22 protein-coding genes are annotated in these 17954 nt (G+C 65.2%); 11 read left to right on the forward strand and 11 right to left on the reverse strand.

Going from position 1 to position 17954, the window contains the following annotated elements; all coding sequences use genetic code 11:
• Positions 1-129 precede the first annotated feature (129 nt).
• The 4 genes from ABIB90_RS38800 (at position 130) to ABIB90_RS38815 (ending at position 1519) form a co-directional block, all read left to right on the forward strand.
• Positions 130-372: a hypothetical protein gene (locus tag ABIB90_RS38800; protein ID WP_007596784.1), complete on the forward strand. Its 243-nt coding sequence runs from the start codon at positions 130-132 to the stop codon at positions 370-372.
• A gap of 96 nt (positions 373-468) precedes the next feature.
• Positions 469-648 (forward strand): hypothetical protein, encoded by a 180-nt coding sequence (locus ABIB90_RS38805; RefSeq protein ID WP_354172468.1) that lies wholly within the window; start codon positions 469-471, stop codon positions 646-648.
• Positions 649-759: 111 nt separating this feature from the next.
• Entirely contained in the window at positions 760-1146 is a 387-nt protein-coding gene (locus tag ABIB90_RS38810) for a hypothetical protein (protein ID WP_354202669.1), read from the forward strand.
• Positions 1147-1153: 7 nt separating this feature from the next.
• Positions 1154-1519, forward strand: a complete 366-nt coding sequence (locus tag ABIB90_RS38815; RefSeq protein WP_354202671.1) for a hypothetical protein — start codon at positions 1154-1156, stop codon at positions 1517-1519.
• Positions 1520-1587: 68 nt separating this feature from the next.
• Here the strand turns inward: ABIB90_RS38815 and uvrB are convergent, their stop codons facing one another.
• The 4 genes from uvrB to ABIB90_RS38835 all read right to left on the reverse strand — a co-directional run bounded on the left by uvrB (position 1588) and on the right by ABIB90_RS38835 (position 6463).
• Positions 1588-4587 carry an excinuclease ABC subunit UvrB gene (gene uvrB, locus ABIB90_RS38820; protein WP_354202672.1) on the reverse strand — a complete coding sequence of 1000 codons (3000 nt, stop codon included), beginning with the start codon at positions 4585-4587 and terminating at the stop codon, positions 1588-1590.
• A gap of 126 nt (positions 4588-4713) precedes the next feature.
• Positions 4714-4944, reverse strand: coding sequence for a hypothetical protein (locus tag ABIB90_RS38825; protein WP_007596779.1), 231 nt, complete (start codon positions 4942-4944; stop codon positions 4714-4716).
• 57 nt (positions 4945-5001) lie between these two features.
• Positions 5002-5229 carry a hypothetical protein gene (locus tag ABIB90_RS38830; RefSeq protein WP_007596778.1) on the reverse strand — a complete coding sequence of 76 codons (228 nt, stop codon included), beginning with the start codon at positions 5227-5229 and terminating at the stop codon, positions 5002-5004.
• A gap of 316 nt (positions 5230-5545) precedes the next feature.
• Positions 5546-6463 (reverse strand): LysR substrate-binding domain-containing protein, encoded by a 918-nt coding sequence (locus tag ABIB90_RS38835; RefSeq protein ID WP_354169269.1) that lies wholly within the window; start codon positions 6461-6463, stop codon positions 5546-5548.
• Positions 6464-6589: 126 nt separating this feature from the next.
• On the opposite strand from ABIB90_RS38835, the gene ABIB90_RS38840 reads away from it, so the two are divergent.
• The 3 genes from ABIB90_RS38840 to ABIB90_RS38850 all read left to right on the forward strand — a co-directional run bounded on the left by ABIB90_RS38840 (position 6590) and on the right by ABIB90_RS38850 (position 8408).
• Positions 6590-7369: a sulfite exporter TauE/SafE family protein gene (locus ABIB90_RS38840; RefSeq protein WP_007596772.1), complete on the forward strand. Its 780-nt coding sequence runs from the start codon at positions 6590-6592 to the stop codon at positions 7367-7369.
• Complete coding sequence (locus tag ABIB90_RS38845; protein ID WP_018453537.1) at positions 7366-7596, forward strand: hypothetical protein; 231 nt, start codon at positions 7366-7368, stop codon at positions 7594-7596. Before ABIB90_RS38840 ends, ABIB90_RS38845 begins: the two co-directional genes overlap by 4 nt.
• A 116-nt stretch (positions 7597-7712) precedes the next feature.
• A complete protein-coding gene (locus ABIB90_RS38850; protein ID WP_354202673.1) occupies positions 7713-8408 on the forward strand; it encodes a glutathione S-transferase family protein in 696 nt (231 codons plus the stop codon).
• Between the two features lie 160 nt (positions 8409-8568).
• On the opposite strand, the gene ABIB90_RS38855 is transcribed toward ABIB90_RS38850, so the two are convergent.
• Positions 8569-8760: a cysteine-rich CWC family protein gene (locus ABIB90_RS38855; RefSeq protein ID WP_007596767.1), complete on the reverse strand. Its 192-nt coding sequence runs from the start codon at positions 8758-8760 to the stop codon at positions 8569-8571.
• 114 nt (positions 8761-8874) lie between these two features.
• Between ABIB90_RS38855 and ABIB90_RS38860 the strand changes: the two genes are divergently transcribed.
• From ABIB90_RS38860 to hmuQ, 3 genes are all read left to right on the forward strand, one after another.
• On the forward strand, positions 8875-10464 hold the full coding sequence (locus ABIB90_RS38860; RefSeq protein WP_354202675.1) for a DUF1800 domain-containing protein: 1590 nt from the start codon (positions 8875-8877) through the stop codon (positions 10462-10464).
• A gap of 2 nt (positions 10465-10466) precedes the next feature.
• Positions 10467-11684 carry a DUF1501 domain-containing protein gene (locus ABIB90_RS38865; RefSeq protein ID WP_354202678.1) on the forward strand — a complete coding sequence of 406 codons (1218 nt, stop codon included), beginning with the start codon at positions 10467-10469 and terminating at the stop codon, positions 11682-11684.
• 78 nt (positions 11685-11762) lie between these two features.
• Positions 11763-12086: a heme-degrading protein HmuQ gene (hmuQ, locus tag ABIB90_RS38870; protein WP_007596764.1), complete on the forward strand. Its 324-nt coding sequence runs from the start codon at positions 11763-11765 to the stop codon at positions 12084-12086.
• 18 nt (positions 12087-12104) lie between these two features.
• Here hmuQ and ABIB90_RS38875 read toward each other — a convergent pair whose 3' ends face one another.
• From ABIB90_RS38875 to ABIB90_RS38900, 6 genes are all read right to left on the reverse strand, one after another.
• Positions 12105-13046, reverse strand: coding sequence for an aldo/keto reductase (locus ABIB90_RS38875; RefSeq protein WP_354202676.1), 942 nt, complete (start codon positions 13044-13046; stop codon positions 12105-12107).
• Positions 13047-13322: 276 nt separating this feature from the next.
• Positions 13323-13778: a GNAT family N-acetyltransferase gene (locus tag ABIB90_RS38880; RefSeq protein WP_354202677.1), complete on the reverse strand. Its 456-nt coding sequence runs from the start codon at positions 13776-13778 to the stop codon at positions 13323-13325.
• 65 nt (positions 13779-13843) lie between these two features.
• Positions 13844-14656 carry a PAS-domain containing protein gene (locus ABIB90_RS38885; protein ID WP_354169283.1) on the reverse strand — a complete coding sequence of 271 codons (813 nt, stop codon included), beginning with the start codon at positions 14654-14656 and terminating at the stop codon, positions 13844-13846.
• A 129-nt stretch (positions 14657-14785) separates the two neighbouring features.
• The gene (locus ABIB90_RS38890; protein WP_007596748.1) at positions 14786-14944 is read right to left on the reverse strand and encodes a hypothetical protein; all 159 of its coding nucleotides are present in this window, start codon (positions 14942-14944) and stop codon (positions 14786-14788) included.
• A gap of 73 nt (positions 14945-15017) precedes the next feature.
• Complete coding sequence (locus ABIB90_RS38895) at positions 15018-15194, reverse strand: hypothetical protein (RefSeq protein ID WP_007596747.1); 177 nt, start codon at positions 15192-15194, stop codon at positions 15018-15020.
• Positions 15195-15349: 155 nt separating this feature from the next.
• The gene (locus tag ABIB90_RS38900) at positions 15350-16000 is read right to left on the reverse strand and encodes a glutathione S-transferase family protein (protein ID WP_007596746.1); all 651 of its coding nucleotides are present in this window, start codon (positions 15998-16000) and stop codon (positions 15350-15352) included.
• Between the two features lie 523 nt (positions 16001-16523).
• Between ABIB90_RS38900 and ABIB90_RS38905 the strand changes: the two genes are divergently transcribed.
• Positions 16524-17726, forward strand: coding sequence for a pyridoxal phosphate-dependent aminotransferase (locus ABIB90_RS38905; RefSeq protein ID WP_007596745.1), 1203 nt, complete (start codon positions 16524-16526; stop codon positions 17724-17726).
• Positions 17727-17954 lie beyond the last annotated feature (228 nt).

Raw genomic sequence — 17954 nt, forward strand, 5'->3', positions numbered from 1 at the left:
CGCCTGCACGAATTCGCGTGGCCTTCGGCTGCATGGGCTCGCGCTGCCCAACGCGCGGCAGCGAACGCGGGAACCGGGACGGGTCCGTGCCCGTTGAGATTGCGACACCGCATTCGGAGACATCGATCCATGAAATCCCTTGCCGCCATCGCCGCCGCACTTCTCATGCTTGGCGCGACCTCCGCCGCCAACGCCAAGGGCTGCATCAAGGGCGCCGTCGTCGGCGGCGTCGCCGGCCACTACGCCGGCCATCACGGCGTCCTCGGCGCCGCCGCCGGCTGCCTCTACGGCCGCCACCATGCCAAGGAGCAGCAAGAGCAGGAGAGGCAGCGACAACAGCAGAGCCAGGTCAACGGCCAGGGCAAGCTGTAACGGCACGGAAAACTGTGCTCCCGCCGTCTTCTATCCGGCATGCTTCGATGGTAAATTCCATTCGCGAACGCTGGGATTGAACCAGGCGAGGGAACGATGGACGTCGGGAAGTCCTTGTGGGGTTTAGTCCTCGCAATCCTGTTCCTGTATTTCGTCGTCGCTTTTCTGGGGAAGGCTTCCCGTTCTGCGGGCGTCAAATACAATTGGGTCGGCGTCCTGCTGTCATTCTCGACGATCGGCCTCGCCATCTATCTCGTTTTCTTTCGCCAGCTTTGAGCCGGTCCCGGCTGCCTCACGTCCCGGGCTCTCGGCCGGGCGTGAGCCAGCTCACATCGCGCGCCTTCCCCTGTGGCTATCGTCCTCCCCATGTCATCAGGGAGACGCGCCATGGCCGCCATCGCCACAGTCAGAAAGTCCAGCCTGCACAACGCGCTCGAAGGTCTCGCGCTGACTGCGACGCTGCAGAGCTTCCCGACCTTCGCCGCCGCGGCTTTCCTGCTCAAGCTGGTCGGCAATCACGACCTGGTCGGCGATCCCGGCGTCGCCATCTTCGTCGCCATCGCCTCACTCGCCCATGCGCTGCTTGCGGTGACCTTCGGGCCAAGCTTCCCGGTCTTCTTCAAGACCGTGTACGAACCCAAGTTCTTCGAGGCCCATCTGTCACTCACCGACAAGATCACGGCATGGCGCACCCAGCCGGTCGCCTCGCTGCAACTCGTGACCATCGTGCTGCTGCTGTCGGTGATGGCGGTGGTCACGGCGAGCGTGGGGTGATCGCATCATGCCCTTGGTCACCGCGTCGAAATCCGGCCCGCTCAACTGGCTCGAAGGCTTTGCGCTCACCACGATCCTTCAGGGCTTCCCGATCTTCGCCGCGGCGTCGCTGATGGTGAAGCTCCTGGGACATGACCGCGGTGGCAGTCACGTCCTCACCATCGCGATGGCGTCGATCTTCTACAGCTGTCTCGCCATCTGGGCGGGATCGACATTCCCGAGATTTGCAAAGAACGCCTACGAACCGCTGCTCTTCGACGCCAGCCTGTCCTTCTCCGACAAGATCGCCCGCTGGCGCGCCAAGCCCGCGACGTCGATGCAACTGGTGGCCTCAGTGCTGCTGCTGTCGCTGCTGGCGACGAGCGTGGGGTGAGTGCGCGTTCTCATCATTCTCGGACGCCGCCATTAATAACCATGGGCGGCGCCGGCGCTCTGCGCCCCCTACCTCTTCTTCCACCCACCCCTGTGCCCCGGCGCCCCTCCGCTCGACCGCGGCGATGGCCCAAACTCCGGGCCTGACTGCCGCGAATCCGTCGGCTGGATGATGCGGCTTTCGCCGCCGAACGGTTTTGAGGGCAGCGCGCGGTCGCCCCGATACGGCAACGACTCCGGGCCGTGCATCTCGTCGAGATGCGGCTTGTGGATTCGCGAGCCCTTGCTGCCGCTCGCCTTGAGCGCCGTGGCAGCGCTCTTGTTCTTCAGCGCGCTGACCGGCAGGTTAGCGGCGTCGCCGTATTTCTTCGCGCCCGCATAGGCGCCGGCTTTACCCTGCACCGTGCGCTGCTTGACGGTGGGATCGTCGACCACCGCGAGTTCGGTAGCGCGCAGGCGCTTGACCTCGTCGCGCAGCCGGGCGGCTTCCTCGAAGTTCAGATCGGCGGCGGCTTCGCGCATCCTTGTTTCGAGATCGCCGAGTACGGCCTCGAAATTGTGGCCGATCGAGATGACGTCGTCGGTCATGTCATGGCCGCCGATCTCGACCAGCACATGATCGCGCTCGTAGACGCTGTTCATGATGTCGCCGATCGACTTCTTGATGCTCTCCGGCGTGATGCCATGCGCGGTGTTGTACTCGACCTGCTTCTCGCGGCGCCGGTCGGTTTCGGCGATGGCGCGCTCCATCGATCCCGTCATCTGGTCGGCATAGAGGATCACCTTGCCGTCGACGTTGCGCGCGGCGCGGCCGATGGTCTGGATCAGCGAGGTCTCGCTGCGCAAAAATCCTTCCTTGTCGGCATCGAGGATCGCGACCAGCGCGCATTCGGGAATGTCGAGGCCCTCGCGCAGCAAATTGATGCCGACCAGCGCGTCGAAGGCGCCGAGGCGCAGATCGCGGATGATCTCGATGCGTTCGATGGTGTCGATATCGCTGTGCATGTAGCGGACGCGAATGCCCTGCTCGTGCAGATATTCGGTCAGGTCCTCCGCCATGCGCTTCGTCAGCACCGTGATCAGCGAGCGATAGCCGGCCTGCGCGGTGGCGCGGACCTCGCCGACGAGATCGTCGACCTGGGTGCGGGCCGGGCGAATGTTCACGGGAGGATCAATCAGTCCGGTGGGCCGGATCACCTGCTCGACGAACACGCCGCCGCTCTCGTTGATCTCCCAGGCGCTGGGCGTGGCCGAGACCGCGATCGTCTGCGGCCGCATCATGTCCCATTCCTCGAAGCGCAGCGGGCGGTTGTCCATGCAGGATGGCAGCCGGAAACCATATTCGGCGAGCGTCGCCTTGCGGCGGAAGTCCCCGCGGAACATGCCGCCGATCTGGGGAACAGTGACGTGGCTCTCGTCGGCGAACACCAGCGCGTTATCGGGCACGTATTCGAACAGCGTCGGCGGCGGCTCGCCGGGCAGGCGCCCGGTGAGATAGCGCGAATAGTTCTCGATGCCAGCGCAGCTTCCGGTCGCCTCCATCATCTCGAGGTCGAAGGTGGTGCGCTGCTCCAGCCGCTGCGCTTCCAGCAGGCGGCCCTGGTCGTGGAGCTGGTCGAGCCGCATCTTCAATTCGGACTTGATCGACTTGATCGCCTGCACCAGCGTCGGGCGCGGCGTCACATAGTGGGAGTTGGCGTAGATCTTGATGAATTCGAGCTCGTCCTGCTTGTGCCCGGTGAGCGGGTCGAACTCCTCGATGGTCTCGACGGTGTCGCCGAACAGGTTCACGCGCCAGGCGCGGTCTTCATAGTGCGCCGGGAAGATGTCGATGACATCGCCGCGCACGCGAAATGTGCCGCGGGTAAAATCGGCCTGGGTGCGCTTGTATTGCAGGGCGACGAGGTCGGCGATCAGCTGGCGCTGGTCGATCCGCTCGCCCTTCTTCAGGGCAAAGGTCATCGCGGTGTAGGTTTCGACTGAGCCGATACCGTAGATGCACGACACCGAGGCAACGATGATGACGTCGTCGCGTTCGAGCAGCGCGCGCGTCGCCGAGTGGCGCATGCGGTCGATCTGCTCGTTGATCGAGGAGTCCTTTTCTATGTAGGTGTCGGTGCGAGGGACATACGCTTCCGGCTGGTAGTAGTCGTAATAGCTGACGAAATACTCGACTGCGTTGTCGGGGAAGAAGCTCTTGAACTCGCCATAGAGCTGGGCGGCGAGCGTCTTGTTCGGCGCCAGGATGATGGCGGGGCGCTGTGTCGCCTCGATCACCTTGGCCATGGTGTAGGTCTTGCCGGAGCCGGTGACGCCGAGCAGCACCTGCGAGCGGTCGTTGCGATTGATGCCCTCGACCAGCTCGGCGATCGCGGTCGGCTGGTCGCCGCGCGGCTCGTAATGCGACTTGATCTCGAAGCGCACGCCGCCTTCGGACTTTTCCGGGCGCGGCGGCCGATGCGGGGTCCACACCCTGGTGGAGCCGTCGTCCTTACGGAACTCCGGCCGGCCCTCGCGGATCAGCGATTCCAGCGCGTCGGCGGTCGCCTTGACGCCGAGCGCCTCCATCTTGCTGCGCGGCGGGCGCGCCAGGGCTTCGGCATCGTCCTCTTCGGTGGGAAGGCCGAGTTGACGCGCCAGTTCAGGATCGAGCGTCGGGATCGTGGCCGCGGTTCCGTAATTGGCCTGCGGCGCCTCGCCAAGACCTTCGGCCTCGCTGCTCCCTCCCCCCTTGTGGGGGAGGGTCGGGGAGAGGGGTAAGCCGCGAGTCGCGCTGCCCGTTGCGGTGTCCTGCGGAAACTCCTTCGGCGTCGAAGCGCGCGCGCGATGCGCGGCAGCCTCGCCCCCGGAGCGGCGGTCGCGCGAATTGTCCGGCGGCGGCTGCAGGCCGGTGCCCGATCCGAGCCCGGCATCGCCGCGATTGATCGCGGGATTGAGCAACTCGGCCAGCGCCGGCCCGATCGGCTGCACGTCCGGGCGTGACGCCTTGGAGTTTGGCGCCTTCGCGTTCGGAGCCTTGGCCTTGGGGGATTTGCCGGATTTTTCGGGGGATGCAGGTTTCTTCGCCATGCTCCGAATATGGGGCGAGTCCGCCTCGCAATAAAGGGCGAATGCCCTTCCCGGATCAGACTGCTGACAGCAGGTTGGCAGCAGGCCTTGGGATCACGGCAGGCCTTGAGATCCCGGATCTCGCGATTAGGCCGCCGGCGACGGTCCCTCATCGTCCCCGGCTGCCTGATGCGGCTCGAGGATGTCGAGATGGATGCCGCCGCAATCGGTGCAGCGCATGGCCCAATACTCGCTTCCGGCACGGCCGCCGATCACGCGGAGCACGGCGAGATCGCCGTCGCATTCCGGGCAGCTGGACAACACATTGCGGGTGTAAATCCTCGGCCGCGGCGTGTCTTCGAATTCGATGACTGACATGATCGATTGCCCCCTTTGACCCTGCGCCGTTCCTTGGTCGCCTGCAGTCCCGCTCGCTTATTCGTCGTCGCTGTCGTCGGCCCGCCGGCGGAAGCGATCGATGTGATGCTTGGCATGGGCAATCGCGGCATCGGGATCGGGCCAGGCGAAGCCGACTTCCATGGCCGGAAACAGCACGCCGTCGATGGCAACCGGGCTGAAATCGGCACGCCTGATACGGGCGTGCCACAGCCCCTGGCCAGCTTCGAAGGATTCGATGTCAAAGCCGTCGTAGAGGGTCGTCATTGCAGTCCCCAAAATGTTTTGTTCGAGCGCCTTGTTGGAGGGTCAGGGGACCACGTTTGCGGATTTCAGAATGTGAAGCCGTTCACAAGCGGCGGGCTTTTTTGTCTGCGGACCAATGAATTCGGTTCCGCAAACCCGGTGCGCTCCCTCTCCCGCTTGCGGGCGAGGGTTGGGGCGGGGGTGTTTCCACAGAGAGATTCCCCAACGTGGAGGGAACCCTCACCCGGCGTTTCGCGCCGACCTCCCCCGCAAGCAAGCGGGAGAGGTGCACCGCATTCCGGGCGCGCGGCTTCAGCAAACCTGTTCGTGTGGATGATCAGTTCCGCGCGCTGGTGCGGCCGGTCCGCCGGATGGGACGGGCGGCCGGTTCCGACGCCGCGCGCATGATCCAGCGGCGGAACGCGGCAAAGTCGCGCTGCTCGGTCTGGAAGCTGCGATAGAGCAAATACCAGCGCATGCCCTTGGGCACCGAGAGATCGAATGGCGCGACCAGCCGGCCGGCGGCGAGATCGTCATCGATATAGGGCCGGATGCCCATGGCGATGCCGAGCCCGTCGGCGGCAGCCTGAAGCGCCTGGCCGTAGAACTGGAACTCCGGACCCCGCGCGTTGATGCGCGCGAGGTTCGCGGCCTTGAGCCAGATCGGCCAGTCCTCGGGCGAATGCGTAACGCGGATCAGGCTCGGTCCCCTGAGATCAGCCGGGCGCTTCAGCGAGGAAGCGAGGCGGGGAACGCAGACCGGTGTGAGGTCGCCGGCGAACAGCGGCTCGGCGACCAGCCCGGGCCAGTCGCCGGTCCCGAGCTGGATGCCGCAGCTCCAGTCTTCGCCGAACGGCACCGACGCGCCGCCGGTGGTGAAGCGCACCTCGATGTCGGGCTCTTCGTTGCGAAACTCCGACAGGCGCGGGATCAGCCAGCGCATCGCAAAGGTATGGCCGATGCCGATGGTGAGCACCCGGACGCTCGAGGGCGCCGTCACCTGGGCGGTGAGGCTTGCGAGCGCGTCGAAGATCGGCGTCAGCCCGCTCTGATAGGCGCGGCCGGCCTGCGTGAGCAGCAGCTTGTTGGCCTTGCGCTCGAACAGCGCGACGCCGAGCCGCTCTTCCAGGATGTGCACCATGCGGCTGACTGCGGCCGCCGATACGCTCAGCTCGAGGCCGGCCGCGGCAAAGCTGCCGGCCCGCGCCGCGGCTTCGAATGCCTTGATGCCGTTGAGAAAAAGCAAGCGCCGCAAATGACCGACCCTCAGGAAAGCTGATGCCAGGCCAAGATAACTCAGTTTGCGTAGACGGGGCAAGCGGGGCACGTTTCCCTTCGCTTCGCGCCGCGAGCGGGGAGAAGGCCAATCGGAGATTTTTGCGTGACGCCCATCATGATCGCTGCCCTTGGATTGCTGATGGTCGGCACCGCGTTCCTGTCGGGGCTGTTCGGGATGGCGGGAGGGCTGATCCTGATCGGCGTGCTGCTGGCTCTGATGCCGCTGCCGACAGCGATGGTGTTGCATGCGATCACGCAGATGGCCTCGAACGGCTGGCGCGCCTTTCTCTGGCGCGCGCATATCCGCTGGCGGCCGGTCGCGAACTATATGGTCGGCGCGGCCGTCGCGCTTGCGGCGTGGTCGCTCACGCGCTACGTGCCGGACAAGCCGGTCGCGCTGCTGCTGCTCGGAATCACGCCGTTCATGGCGCGGCTGCTGCCGTCGAACATCAAGCCGGATCCGGACCGTCTCTGGCAGGGCACCGTCTACGGCACGATCTGCATGGGCCTCATGCTGATGACCGGCGTGTCGGGGCCGCTGCTCGACACCTTCTTCCTCGGCGGCGATTTCGGCCGGCGCGAGAAGGTGGCGACCAAGGCGATGTGCCAGCTCGTCAGCCATTTCACCAAGCTGATTTATTTCGGCAGCATCATCGACCAGGCGGCGACGCTCGACCCCGTGCTCGCCGGGGTCGCGATCGCGGCATCCATGCTCGGTACCACGCTGGCGCGGCGCATCCTCGAAGCCATGACCGACCAGCAATTCGTGGCCTGGTCGATGAAGCTGATCACCACCATCGCCTGCTACTACATCGCCTATGGCGGTTGGCTGCTGGTCCGCACGCCCGTGCTGGCCGCCTTCGACAAGGGAGGTTTGCAATGAGCGAGACTGCCGACCCGCTGGTGCTGGACTTCGTCGAATGGGTTGCGCGCGAGCCGCGCGCCTATGCCGAGGTGATCGCGACCTGGAAGACCTCGTGTCCGCGCCTCACCATCTGGGAAGACGCCGCCGACCGCGGCTATGTCGCGCGCGAGACGCTGCCCGGAATGGGGCTGGTCATCGCGGTGACGGAGGACGGCGAGAGACTGCTGCGCACGAACGGGCGCTAGCTCCCGCCACATCCGTCATTGCGAGCGCAAGCGAAGCAATCCAGAATGTTTCCGCGGCGGCAGTCCTGGATTGCTTCGCTTCGCTCGCAATGACGGAATACCGGGAGACCACTTTCATGTCGCTCAAAGTGTTCGAACTCGTCGGCACCGATCCCTCGCGACCGTTCAGCCCGTTCTGCTGGCGCACGCGGATGGCGCTGGTGCACAAGGGCCTTTCGGCGGAAACGCTGCCCTGGCGCTTCACCGAGAAGAGCGCGATCGCGCCGCACGGCTCGGAGAAGGTTCCGGTGCTGCTGCATCACGACCAGCCGGTGGTCGATTCCTGGACGATCGCGAATTATCTTGAGGATCATTTTCCGGACCGTCCGTCGCTGTTCGGCGGCGAGGGCGGCCGCGCCATGGCGCGCATGCTCAATGCCTGGGGCGACATCGCCATCGTCGGCGGCATCTTTCCATTGATCATCGCCGACATTCCGAAGAATCTGGACGCGGTGGACGCCGCCTATTTCCGCCAGTCGCGCGAGGCGCGTTTCGGCAAGAGTCTGGAAGAGGTGATGTCGGGCCGCGATGCCGGCGTGGTCGCCTTCCGCAAATCGCTCGAGCCGATGCGGCAGGCCCTGAAGAAGCAGCCCTTCATCGGCGGCGCCGCACCGAACTATGCCGACTACATCGTGTTCGGTGGTTTTCAGTGGGCGCGCGTGACCAGCCCGTTCAAGCTGCTGGAAGCGGACGACCCGGTCTACGCCTGGCGCGAAAAGCTGCTGGATGGGTTTGATGGAATGGCTCGGAGATCGCCGGGGCACGCGGTGTAGTTGTCGCGAGCTGTCTCTCCTCAGCGTCGTCCTGGCGAAAGCCAGGACCCATACCGCGGAATCTGTCGATGGCGTTCGGTAGACGTTCCGAACGACGAGTCTTCGCCAAACAACTCCGTGGGGTAATGGGTCCTGGCTTTCGCCAGGACGACGCGGAGGATTACGTTGCCTCCGCCGCCTCGCGCAAGCACGCCCGGCACAAACAATCCTCGCCCTTGACCGGCATCGGCAGCCGCGCCGTTTCTTCCGCGCACCAACAGGTGCCCGACAGGTCGCAGCCGAATTCGGCGCCGCAGCGGGAGCAGGCGAGGCGGCGCGGTTCCTGCACTGGAATGTCTTGCGGATTTGTCATGATTTGCGCAAAAGCCGTGCTGTCATTTTCATGTCGGGTTCATCTCCCCCTGCGGTATATTACGCCTCGCGCACGTATCAGGAAAGCGGTTGGCAACGCGCGAAGGACACATCGATGGCCCGCGATTCCCAAGCCGCGCTCGTCGCGCTCAACCGTTTCGGCTTCGGCGCTCGCGGTGGCGCATCCGGCGATCTCATCAACGCCGCCTCCGATCCTCGCGGTTTTGTGAAGGCGGAACTGGCTCGTCCTATCGCTGTGCTGCTGGAGGCGCCGGGCCTGCAATCCACGCCGCAGCTCGGGCAGGCGGTGTTTGCCTATCAGGATCAGGTCAAGCAGGCGCGCGAGGCCGCCGCCAAAGCCGGCGCGCCGACCGAAGCGCCGCCGCAAGCGCCGGCAGATCAGAAACCCGGACTGCGCCGCAACCTCTCGCTGAACGTTGCGGCAACCGAGATCGCCGGCCAGATGGCCGAGGCCAAGCCTACTGACAACAAACCGACCGATAATAAGCCGGCGGACGATATGGCGAAGCCGGACACCATGCAGCCCAACGCGGCCGCGCCGGCTACCGCAAAACCCGCCCCGCAGCCGCTCAACGTGATCCAGAAGACCTTTCGCGCCGAGGCGTTGGCGCGGTTGCAGCGCGCGACCCTGGTCGAGTGCGGCTTCACGGAACGTCTGGTCATGTTCTGGTCCAACCATTTCTGCATCTCCGCCAGCAAGGGCGAGCTGGCGCGAATATGGGCCGGCGCGTTCGAGCGCGAGGCGATCAGGCCGCATGTGCTCGGGCGTTTCGCCGACATGCTGAAAGCGGTGGAGCAGCATCCGGCGATGCTGTTCTTCCTCGACAACCAGCAATCGCTCGGACCGGACTCGCGCGCGGGCCAGAACCGCAAGCGCGGGCTGAACGAAAATCTCGCGCGCGAGATCATGGAGCTGCATACGCTCGGCGTCGGCGGCGGCTACACGCAGGACGACGTGACGTCGCTCGCGCGCATCATCACCGGCTGGACCTTTGCCGGCCGGCAGGGACAGCTGGGAGCGCCCGGTTCGTTCGTGTTCAACGTCAATGCGCACCAGCCCGGGCCGCAAATGCTGCTCGGCAAGACCTACGAGCCGACCGGCCTTGCGCAAGGCGAAGCCGCCCTCGCTGACATTGCGCACCATCCCTCGACCGCGAACTTCATCGCCACCAAATTCGTCCGCCACTTCGTCGCCGACGATCCGCCGCTGGCGCTGGTGGCGCGATTGCGCGATGTCTTCATCAAGACCGACGGGGATCTCAAGGCGCTCGCAACGGCACTGGTTGATTCCGACGAGGCGTGGAAGGCGCCGCTGACGAAGATGCGCAGCCCCTATGATTTCCTGGTCGCGAGCGGCCGGTTGCTCGCGCGCGTGCCGGAGGATCCCGGCGCCTACCTCAACAACCTCAATCTGCTGGGCCAGCCGCTGTGGTCGCCGGCCGGCCCGAATGGTTTCGCCGACACCAGCGCCGCGTGGGCTGCGCCGGAAGGCATCAAGCTCCGCCTCGACATCGCCGCGCAAATGGGCGCGCGGCTCGGGCCCAACATCGATCCGCTCGATTTGTTGGAATTTGCCGCCGCAGATGCGGCCTCGATCGAAACGCGGCGCACCATCGAACGGGCGGAGTCGCGGCAGCAGGCGCTGGCGCTGCTGTTGATGTCGCCGGAAATGCAGAGGAGATGATGATGATCGACTGCGTCGAGAACCGGCTCCTCACCTCGCGCCGCGGCCTCCTGCTCGGCGGCGCCTCGTTCGCGGCCTGGGCGTACTTGCCGAAATTCGCACGCGCGGCTGACGGCCGCGATCCCAGGCTGATCGTGGTGATCCTGCGCGGCGCGCTCGATGGTCTTTCGACCGTCGCGCCGGTCGGCGATCCCGATTATGCCGGCCTGCACGGGGCGATCGCGCTCACGGCGGACGGCGCCCATCCCGCCATCATGCTCGATGCTTTCTTCGCGCTGCATCCGTCGATGCCTGAGTTCGCACGCATGTATCGCGACAAGCATGCCGCGGTGATCCACGCGGTGGCGACGCCCTATCGCGACCGCTCGCATTTCGACGGCCAGGACGTGCTCGAAAGCGGCTATGCCGGCCCGGGTCGCGTGCAATCCGGCTGGCTCAACCGCGCGCTGGAGGCGCTGCCGCGCGGCGAGCGGGTGTCGAGTGCTCTTGCCGTCGGCCCAACCACGCCGCTGGTGCTGCGCGGCAATGCGCCGACCGTCGGCTGGGCGCCGGTGGCGCTGCCGCAAGCCGATGACGACACCGCGATGCGTCTGGTCGAGCTCTATCGTCACCGCGATCCCGCGCTGGCGGCCGTGCTGTCGCAGGGCCTTCAGCTGGAAAAGGCCGCGAGCGGCGACGACATGAAGCCGAAGCCGGGCAATGCGGTCGCGCAGATGCGCCAGGTCGCGCGTGGCGCCGCAAAACTGATGGCGTCGGACGACGGCCCGCGCATCGCGGCGCTCGCGTTCGATGGCTGGGATACGCACGCCAATGAAGGCGGGCCGGTCGGTCGCCTCGCATTTCTGCTCGGCGGGCTCGACGGCGCGCTCGCCGAATTCGAAAGCGGCTTAGGGGAACGCTGGCGCGACACCGTCGTGGTGGTCGCGACCGAATTCGGCCGCACCGCGCGCATCAACGGCACCGACGGCACCGATCACGGCACGGGAACGATCGCGCTGCTCGCCGGCGGCGCGGTGAAGGGCGGTCGTGTCGTCGCCGACTGGCCAGGTCTCAAGCCCGCCAATCTCTTCGAGGCCCGCGATCTCAAGCCCACCACTGATTTGCGTTCGGTGATCAAGGGCGTGCTGCAGGGCCAGTTCGGCCTGTCGGATCGCGTGCTGGCCGAGACGGTGTTTCCGGACAGTGCGGGAGCACGGCCGATGAAGGGGCTGGTTGTCTGACTGCGATTCCGGGCCGGCGCCTTGCGGCGCGTCCCGGAATTACGACATGATCAGCCGAACATCAGGAGACCATCATCCATGTACATCGCCATGAACCGCTTCCGCGTCGCCAAGGGCTCCGAGGCCGCTTTCGAGCAGGTCTGGCTTTCGCGCGATACCCATTTGGACAAGGTGCCGGGTTTCGTCGAGTTTCATCTGCTGCGTGGCCCCGAGCTCGAGGACCACACGCTGTACGCCTCGCACACGGTGTGGGCGAACCATGCGGCGTTCGAGGCCTGGACCAAATCGGATGCTTTTCGTGCCGCGCATGCGCGGGCCGGCGATACCAAGCCGACCTATCTCGGCCATCCCCAGTTCGAGGGCTTCGAGGTGATGCAGACGGTGGGGCGCGGCGCCAAGTAGCGCGCCACGCCGTAACGATCAGCCCAGCGTGATCTTGTCGATCTCCGCCATCTCCTCCGGACTGAGCTTCCAGGCAATCGCCTTCACGTTCTCCTCGACCTGCTCGACGCGGGTGGCGCCGGCAATCACGCTCGACACTTGCGGGCGCGCGGCGAGCCAGGAGAAGGCGAGCTCGAGCATGCTGTGCCCGCGCGCTTTCGCGAATGCCGTGAGCTTCTCGACGATGTCCTCATTGCGCGGCGTGACATAGCGGTCGCGCAACGCCGGGACCTTGCCGAATCGCGTATCGGTCGGGGCGGCCGCGCCGCGCTGGTACTTGCCGGTGAGGAGGCCGCTTGCGAGCGGGAAGAACGGCAAGAGGCCGAGCTTATACTCTTGTGCGGCCGGCAGCAGGTCCTTCTCGATGTCGCGCACCAGCACGCTGTATTCGTCCTGGCAGGAGACGAAGCGGCTGACATTCATCGCGCGCGCGGTGAATTCGGCCTCCGCCATGCGCCAGGCCGGAAAGTTGGAATTGCCGATGTAGCGCACCTTGCCCTGACGGACGAGATCGTCGAGCGCGCGCAGCGTCTCCTCCATCGGCGTCAGCGGGTCGTAATCGTGCTGCTGATAGAGATCGATGTAGTCGGTCTTGAGCCGCGTCAGGCTCGCCTCGACTGCGTTCATGATGTAGCGGCGCGAAGCGCCCTGCTTGGTTCCGTCGGTCGCCATCGGCTTGGAAAATTTGGTGGCGAGCACGATCTCCTTGCGGCGGTCGCCAAGCACGGTGCCGAGCACCGTTTCCGAACCGCCCATGCCGGCATAGATGTCGGCGGTGTCGAACAGCGTGATGCCGAGATCGAGCGCGCGATGGATCACCTTGCGCGAGGTCTCCAAATCCGTGCGCTGGCCGAAATTGTTGCAGCCGAGCCCGACCGCAGACACGCGCAGGCCGGAGGCGCCGAGATTACGAATTTCCATGGGAGATCCCTGTCGGAGATGGGCAGGGGCTTATTGTGACTGCGGTACGCCGCCGCAGCAAGCCGCGCGCCGCGTTGCTGCCATGCTGACAAGGAACTGCGGACAACGACTGCCGACAAAAAAATGCGGCCCCTGTCAGACGCGGCGACTGACGGGGACCGCTTTGGGGCGCTTGATCGGTGACGGGGGGCTGACCAGACGCAGCTGCAGCCTAGTCCCGCTATGTTACGCGCGGGTGACAGGCAGAGTTATCCACAGGCGTCGCGATCGCGAGGATCAGAAGATCTTGCGATAGACGATGAACCCGGAACGGTCGGCGACCTTGTCGTACAGGCGCTGCGCCGTGACGTTGGTCTCGTGCGTTTGCCAGTACACGCGCGGCGATCCCACGAGCTTTGCGCGCTCGTAGACGCCATGGATCAGCGCCGAGCCGACACCCTTGCCGCGTGCGGCCTCGGTCGTGAACAGGTCCTGCAAATAGCAGGACGGCTCGATCGCGGTGGTGCTGCGGTGAAACAGGTAATTCGTCATCCCGAGCAGGCGGCCGTCGCTCTCGGCGACCAATCCGTGCACCGGCTCATAGGCATCGAAAAAGCGCTGCCATGTCGCGCGCGTGATGTCGGGCGAGAGCGCGGTCGGACCGGAGCGGCCGTAGAAGGCGTTGTAGCCGTCCCACAACGGCAGCCATTGTTCGTAGTCCTGCCTCGTGACGGAGCGAATGGTGAGCGACATATGGATTCCCGCGATCGATGAGGTGTCCTTCATACGTGATGAGGGACGTGCTGATCAATCGCGCATCACTCCGCGACGCGCAGATACCGGATCAGCTTGCGGCCTGTGGGATCGCGCAGTGAGCGGTAGTAGTCGGCGCGGGACGGCGCATCGGTGTGGCGCACGAGGTCGGTCACGGGCGTGTAGCTCAGCATGCGCCCGCCATCGGGCAGCGCAGCACAGACGAAGCGCAACACCGCGCCATTGCGCAAGGCGATGTCGATCGGCGTGGCATCGCCGATCCGCACCATCTCCATGCGCTGTGCGATGAAAGTGCCGAGCTCGTCCTCGGGCAATTCGAACGCGCCGGTGTCGCGGCCATGATACATCAGCGCGATGAACGGCGGCTTGTCGTCGGCGATGTCGTCCGGCACCGCAAAATAATCGCGGAACGCGCGGTTGATGAATTCGGCGCGCGTCTCGGCATCGAGCAGCACGATGCCGATATCGACCTGGTCGAGCGCGGCCGACAGCCGCGCGGCGGTGGCGTGGCTCCGACGTTCGGCGGCAAACGTGCCGAGCAGCCGCTGGCGCATCAGGCCGGTGATGGCTGCGGTGCCCGCGGCCGTCGCGGCCAGGACGCCGAGCCGGATCATATCCGCGGTGGTAAGACCTGCAACGCCGTGTCGGCTGAGGAGCAGCAGTGCCGCGCCGATGACGGCGATGGCTGCGCTGGCGACGGCGGAAGCGGGACCCGAGAGCGCGCCGGCGAGCGCCACGATGCAGACGAGCAGCGGCGCGGGCGAGGGAGTGGGGACGAAGCGATCGAAAAACATCGCCAGCAGCAAAGTCGCTGCCGTCAGCGCCGGACCGGAGATCGCACGCCATCCCAACCGCATGGGCCTGTCTCGCTCCTCCCTGAACGCGGTAAGGCGGCAACACTGACTGATTATCGCGCCAGTGCGATGCGGTTTCGCGCGGTGTGCTTAAGGTGCGCTTTGATTCATGCGCAAAGCTTTCGGATGATTTTAGACCAAGTGCGCGTGCTTGAGACGTTGTTGCAGCGCGGGCGCATTCAGCGTCGACGTCCCCTGGCCCTTGCGCGTGCCGACGAAGATCAACAGTGACGCCGCGACCAGGATGGCCGCGGTCAGGGTGATTGCAACGATGACCACAGGTGATTTCATCGAAATCCTGTCGCGATGCCGGTCGGCGCGGGCGACGCTTCGCCTTGAAGGCGTGTCCAGGATGAAGCGGGAATCAGACCGGCAGGCCCATCGCCATGGTCGCCTTGGTCGACAGCACCGTCAGGGTGACGATCAGGCACAGCGAGAGCGCGGCGACGGCGAGCGAGGCCGCGACCGCGTTGGTCAGCCGGGAAGACGAAACGGTTGCGGGTTGGCCTTGAAAGCCCGCCGTGCCGGACGCCCGAATCATGGTCTAAATCCTTCAACGCGCGAGCGAATCACCCGCGACATCGAACAATTTCACTGTTGCAATCGGCAATATTGCGGCGGCCAATCGGGTGAAAATGGCGAGATTGCGGCAATGGTGACCCTTATGCCCGCTATTCGCCAGAGCGCGATCGCCCCTCAGGCGCCGGCGGCGATGCTGGCGGGGTCCTCGATGTCGGCCGGCCGCCAGTCCATCGCGACGAAGCCGGGGGCGGCTTCCACGCGCTTCAGCCAGTCCCGGATCGCCGGGAAGGTCGAGAGGTCGAAGTCGCAGCGGTCGGCGAGGTGGGTATAGCCGTACAGCGCGATGTCGGCGACCGTGAGCTGGCGGGCGGCGAAATAGGCGTTGGTCTTGAGGTGATTCTCCATCACCTGGAGCGCGCCATAGCCGCGCTCCATCCAGTCCTCCAGCGAATGAGTCTGGAGGTCGCGGCCGCCCCTCACCAGCGACAGCCAGAAATAGGCCGCGCCGATGTTCGGCTCCAGCGCGTGCTGCTCGAAGAACATCCATTGCAGCGCGTCGGCGCGATCGATGCGGTTCTCCGGCGCGAGCGGCGTGCCGACGGCGACATACCAGAGAATGGCGTTGGACTCGGCGAGATAGCGATCGTCGCCGACCTCGAGCAGCGGCACCTGACCGGATGGGTTCTTGGCCAGGAAGTCCGGGGTGCGGCTCTCGCCGCGCAGAATGTCCACCTCGACCGCTTCGTAAGGCAAGTTCAGCAGCGCCAGCGCAAGGCGGACCTTGTAGCTGTTGCCCGAGCGCTGCATCGAATAGAGCTTGTACATTCTAGGGGTGATTCCGGAAGACGGGAGGGCGCGGCGCTTGTTGCCCCGCAACGCGGCTAAACAATGATGCCGATGCGAATCCGCCGCAAGACCCGGCCAATAGAAAAACTCGAAAACCCTACCGCATTGCAATGCGGCGGAAGATCATTTCCGTGCGACCATCCAACTCAGTTCACGCTTGCGTCAATGCGGCCGCATTGCTCGGCGCATTTGTGTGAGAGGGTTGAAGGTCGTGATCGCCTCGGCCGCTGGTCTCTCAAGCGCCGGACTGCCGTCAGCTTTATGGGCGTCTTGAAGCGCGCAAAATTGCTCCGAGGACACGCCTTGTCGGATATGTGGGATTTGCCCGGCAAAGTTGCGGAAAATTGCGGAAAGTCACGCCTTGATGCGCGCCAGATACGTAAACTTTTGCGGGATCGGACCGAAGTTTCTTGCGGCGCAACGGCACTCGTTTTAGGGTGGCTCATTCCCACAATCGGAGTCGTGAAGCCAAAGGGTTCACGACGCTTGTCAGGAGATGACAATGTCCTTCCTTGCCGCTGCGCTCGACCGTGTGAAGCCGTCCGCGACCATCGCGGTCACGGATAAAGCACGTGCGCTGAAAGCGGCGGGCCGCAACGTCATCGGCTTAGGTGCCGGCGAGCCCGACTTCGACACGCCCGCGAACATCAAGCTGGCCGCGATCCACGCCATCGAAGCCGGCAAGACCAAGTACACCGCGGTCGACGGCATTCCCGAGTTGAAGGAAGCCATCATCGCCAAGTTTCAGCGCGAGAACGGCGTCGTCTACAAGGCGAACCAGATCATCGTCGGCACCGGCGGCAAGCAGGTGCTCTACAACGCGCTGATGGCAACCATCAATCCGGGCGACGAGGTGATCATCCCCGCGCCGTACTGGGTCAGCTATCCCGAGATGGTGGCGCTCGCCGGCGGCGAGCCGGTGCCGGTGGTCTGCACCGCCGCGACCGGCTTCAAGCTCCAGGCCGAGGCGCTCGAGCGCGCGATCACGCCGAAGACCAAATGGGTGATCCTGTGCTCGCCGTCAAACCCGACGGGAGCTGCCTACACCAGGACCGAGTTGAAGGCGCTGACCGACGTGCTGGTGAAGCATCCTCACGTCTGGGTCATGACCGACGACATGTACGAGCATCTCGTCTATGACGATTTCCAGTTCACCACGGTCGCGCAGGTCGAGCCGAAACTCTACGATCGCACGCTCACCGTGAACGGCGTGTCGAAGGCCTATTGCATGACCGGCTGGCGCATCGGCTATGCCGGCGGTCCGGCGCAGCTGATCAAGGCGATGTCGACGATCCAGTCGCAGTCGACCTCGAACCCGTCGTCCATTGCGCAATGGGCCGCGGTCGAGGCGCTGAACGGTCCGCAGGACTTCATCCCGGCCAACAACAAGGTGTTCAAGGAGCGCCGCGACCTCGTCGTCTCCATGCTCAACCAGGCCAAGGGCATCGAATGCCCGCGGCCCGAGGGCGCCTTCTACGTCTATCCGTCCTGCGCCGGCACCATCGGCAAGACCGCGCCGTCGGGCAAGGTGATCGACAATGACGAGACGTTCGTGACCGAACTGCTGGAGACCGAAGGTGTCGCCGTGGTGCAGGGCTCGGCGTTCGGCCTCGGCCCCGCGTTCCGTATCTCCTACGCGACCAAGACCTCCGACCTCGAAGACGCCTGCAAGCGCATCCAGCGCTTCTGCGGCAATCTGCGGTAAGGCTGTCGTGACAGTGCAAATTGGAAAGGCCCGCTTCGCGCGGGCCTTTTTTATGCGTGCTTCGATGAGTGAAGTTGGATGGACTATTGCTTGGGCCGATGCTGTGCCCTGCCCCTCACCCCGATCGCGTTTGGGCGCCCCTTCGCGCCCAACCCCTACCCCCCCTCCCCCCCAAAAGCGGGGGGCGGGGTAGTGGGCGCGCGGGGGGCCCGTGGAGGTGGCTTGGCC

It is taken from the genome of Bradyrhizobium sp. JR4.1 (assembly GCF_040548605.1).
Lineage (GTDB): Bacteria > Pseudomonadota > Alphaproteobacteria > Rhizobiales > Xanthobacteraceae > Bradyrhizobium > Bradyrhizobium canariense.

Coding starts and splice junctions, on each gene's coding strand:
- ABIB90_RS38815 (WP_354202671.1), top strand. CDS start 1,154: ATGCCCTTGGTCACCGCGTCGAAATCCGGCCCGCTCAACTGGCTCGAA.
- ABIB90_RS38895 (WP_007596747.1), bottom strand. CDS start 15,194: ATGATTCGGGCGTCCGGCACGGCGGGCTTTCAAGGCCAACCCGCAACC.
- ABIB90_RS38800 (WP_007596784.1), top strand. CDS start 130: ATGAAATCCCTTGCCGCCATCGCCGCCGCACTTCTCATGCTTGGCGCG.
- ABIB90_RS38830 (WP_007596778.1), bottom strand. CDS start 5,229: ATGACGACCCTCTACGACGGCTTTGACATCGAATCCTTCGAAGCTGGC.
- ABIB90_RS38880 (WP_354202677.1), bottom strand. CDS start 13,778: ATGTCGCTCACCATTCGCTCCGTCACGAGGCAGGACTACGAACAATGG.
- ABIB90_RS38860 (WP_354202675.1), top strand. CDS start 8,875: ATGGCCCGCGATTCCCAAGCCGCGCTCGTCGCGCTCAACCGTTTCGGC.
- hmuQ (WP_007596764.1), top strand. CDS start 11,763: ATGTACATCGCCATGAACCGCTTCCGCGTCGCCAAGGGCTCCGAGGCC.
- ABIB90_RS38845 (WP_018453537.1), top strand. CDS start 7,366: ATGAGCGAGACTGCCGACCCGCTGGTGCTGGACTTCGTCGAATGGGTT.
- ABIB90_RS38865 (WP_354202678.1), top strand. CDS start 10,467: ATGATCGACTGCGTCGAGAACCGGCTCCTCACCTCGCGCCGCGGCCTC.
- ABIB90_RS38885 (WP_354169283.1), bottom strand. CDS start 14,656: ATGCGGTTGGGATGGCGTGCGATCTCCGGTCCGGCGCTGACGGCAGCG.
- ABIB90_RS38825 (WP_007596779.1), bottom strand. CDS start 4,944: ATGTCAGTCATCGAATTCGAAGACACGCCGCGGCCGAGGATTTACACC.
- ABIB90_RS38900 (WP_007596746.1), bottom strand. CDS start 16,000: ATGTACAAGCTCTATTCGATGCAGCGCTCGGGCAACAGCTACAAGGTC.
- ABIB90_RS38875 (WP_354202676.1), bottom strand. CDS start 13,046: ATGGAAATTCGTAATCTCGGCGCCTCCGGCCTGCGCGTGTCTGCGGTC.
- ABIB90_RS38855 (WP_007596767.1), bottom strand. CDS start 8,760: ATGACAAATCCGCAAGACATTCCAGTGCAGGAACCGCGCCGCCTCGCC.
- uvrB (WP_354202672.1), bottom strand. CDS start 4,587: ATGGCGAAGAAACCTGCATCCCCCGAAAAATCCGGCAAATCCCCCAAG.
- ABIB90_RS38850 (WP_354202673.1), top strand. CDS start 7,713: ATGTCGCTCAAAGTGTTCGAACTCGTCGGCACCGATCCCTCGCGACCG.
- ABIB90_RS38810 (WP_354202669.1), top strand. CDS start 760: ATGGCCGCCATCGCCACAGTCAGAAAGTCCAGCCTGCACAACGCGCTC.
- ABIB90_RS38890 (WP_007596748.1), bottom strand. CDS start 14,944: ATGAAATCACCTGTGGTCATCGTTGCAATCACCCTGACCGCGGCCATC.
- ABIB90_RS38805 (WP_354172468.1), top strand. CDS start 469: ATGGACGTCGGGAAGTCCTTGTGGGGTTTAGTCCTCGCAATCCTGTTC.
- ABIB90_RS38905 (WP_007596745.1), top strand. CDS start 16,524: ATGTCCTTCCTTGCCGCTGCGCTCGACCGTGTGAAGCCGTCCGCGACC.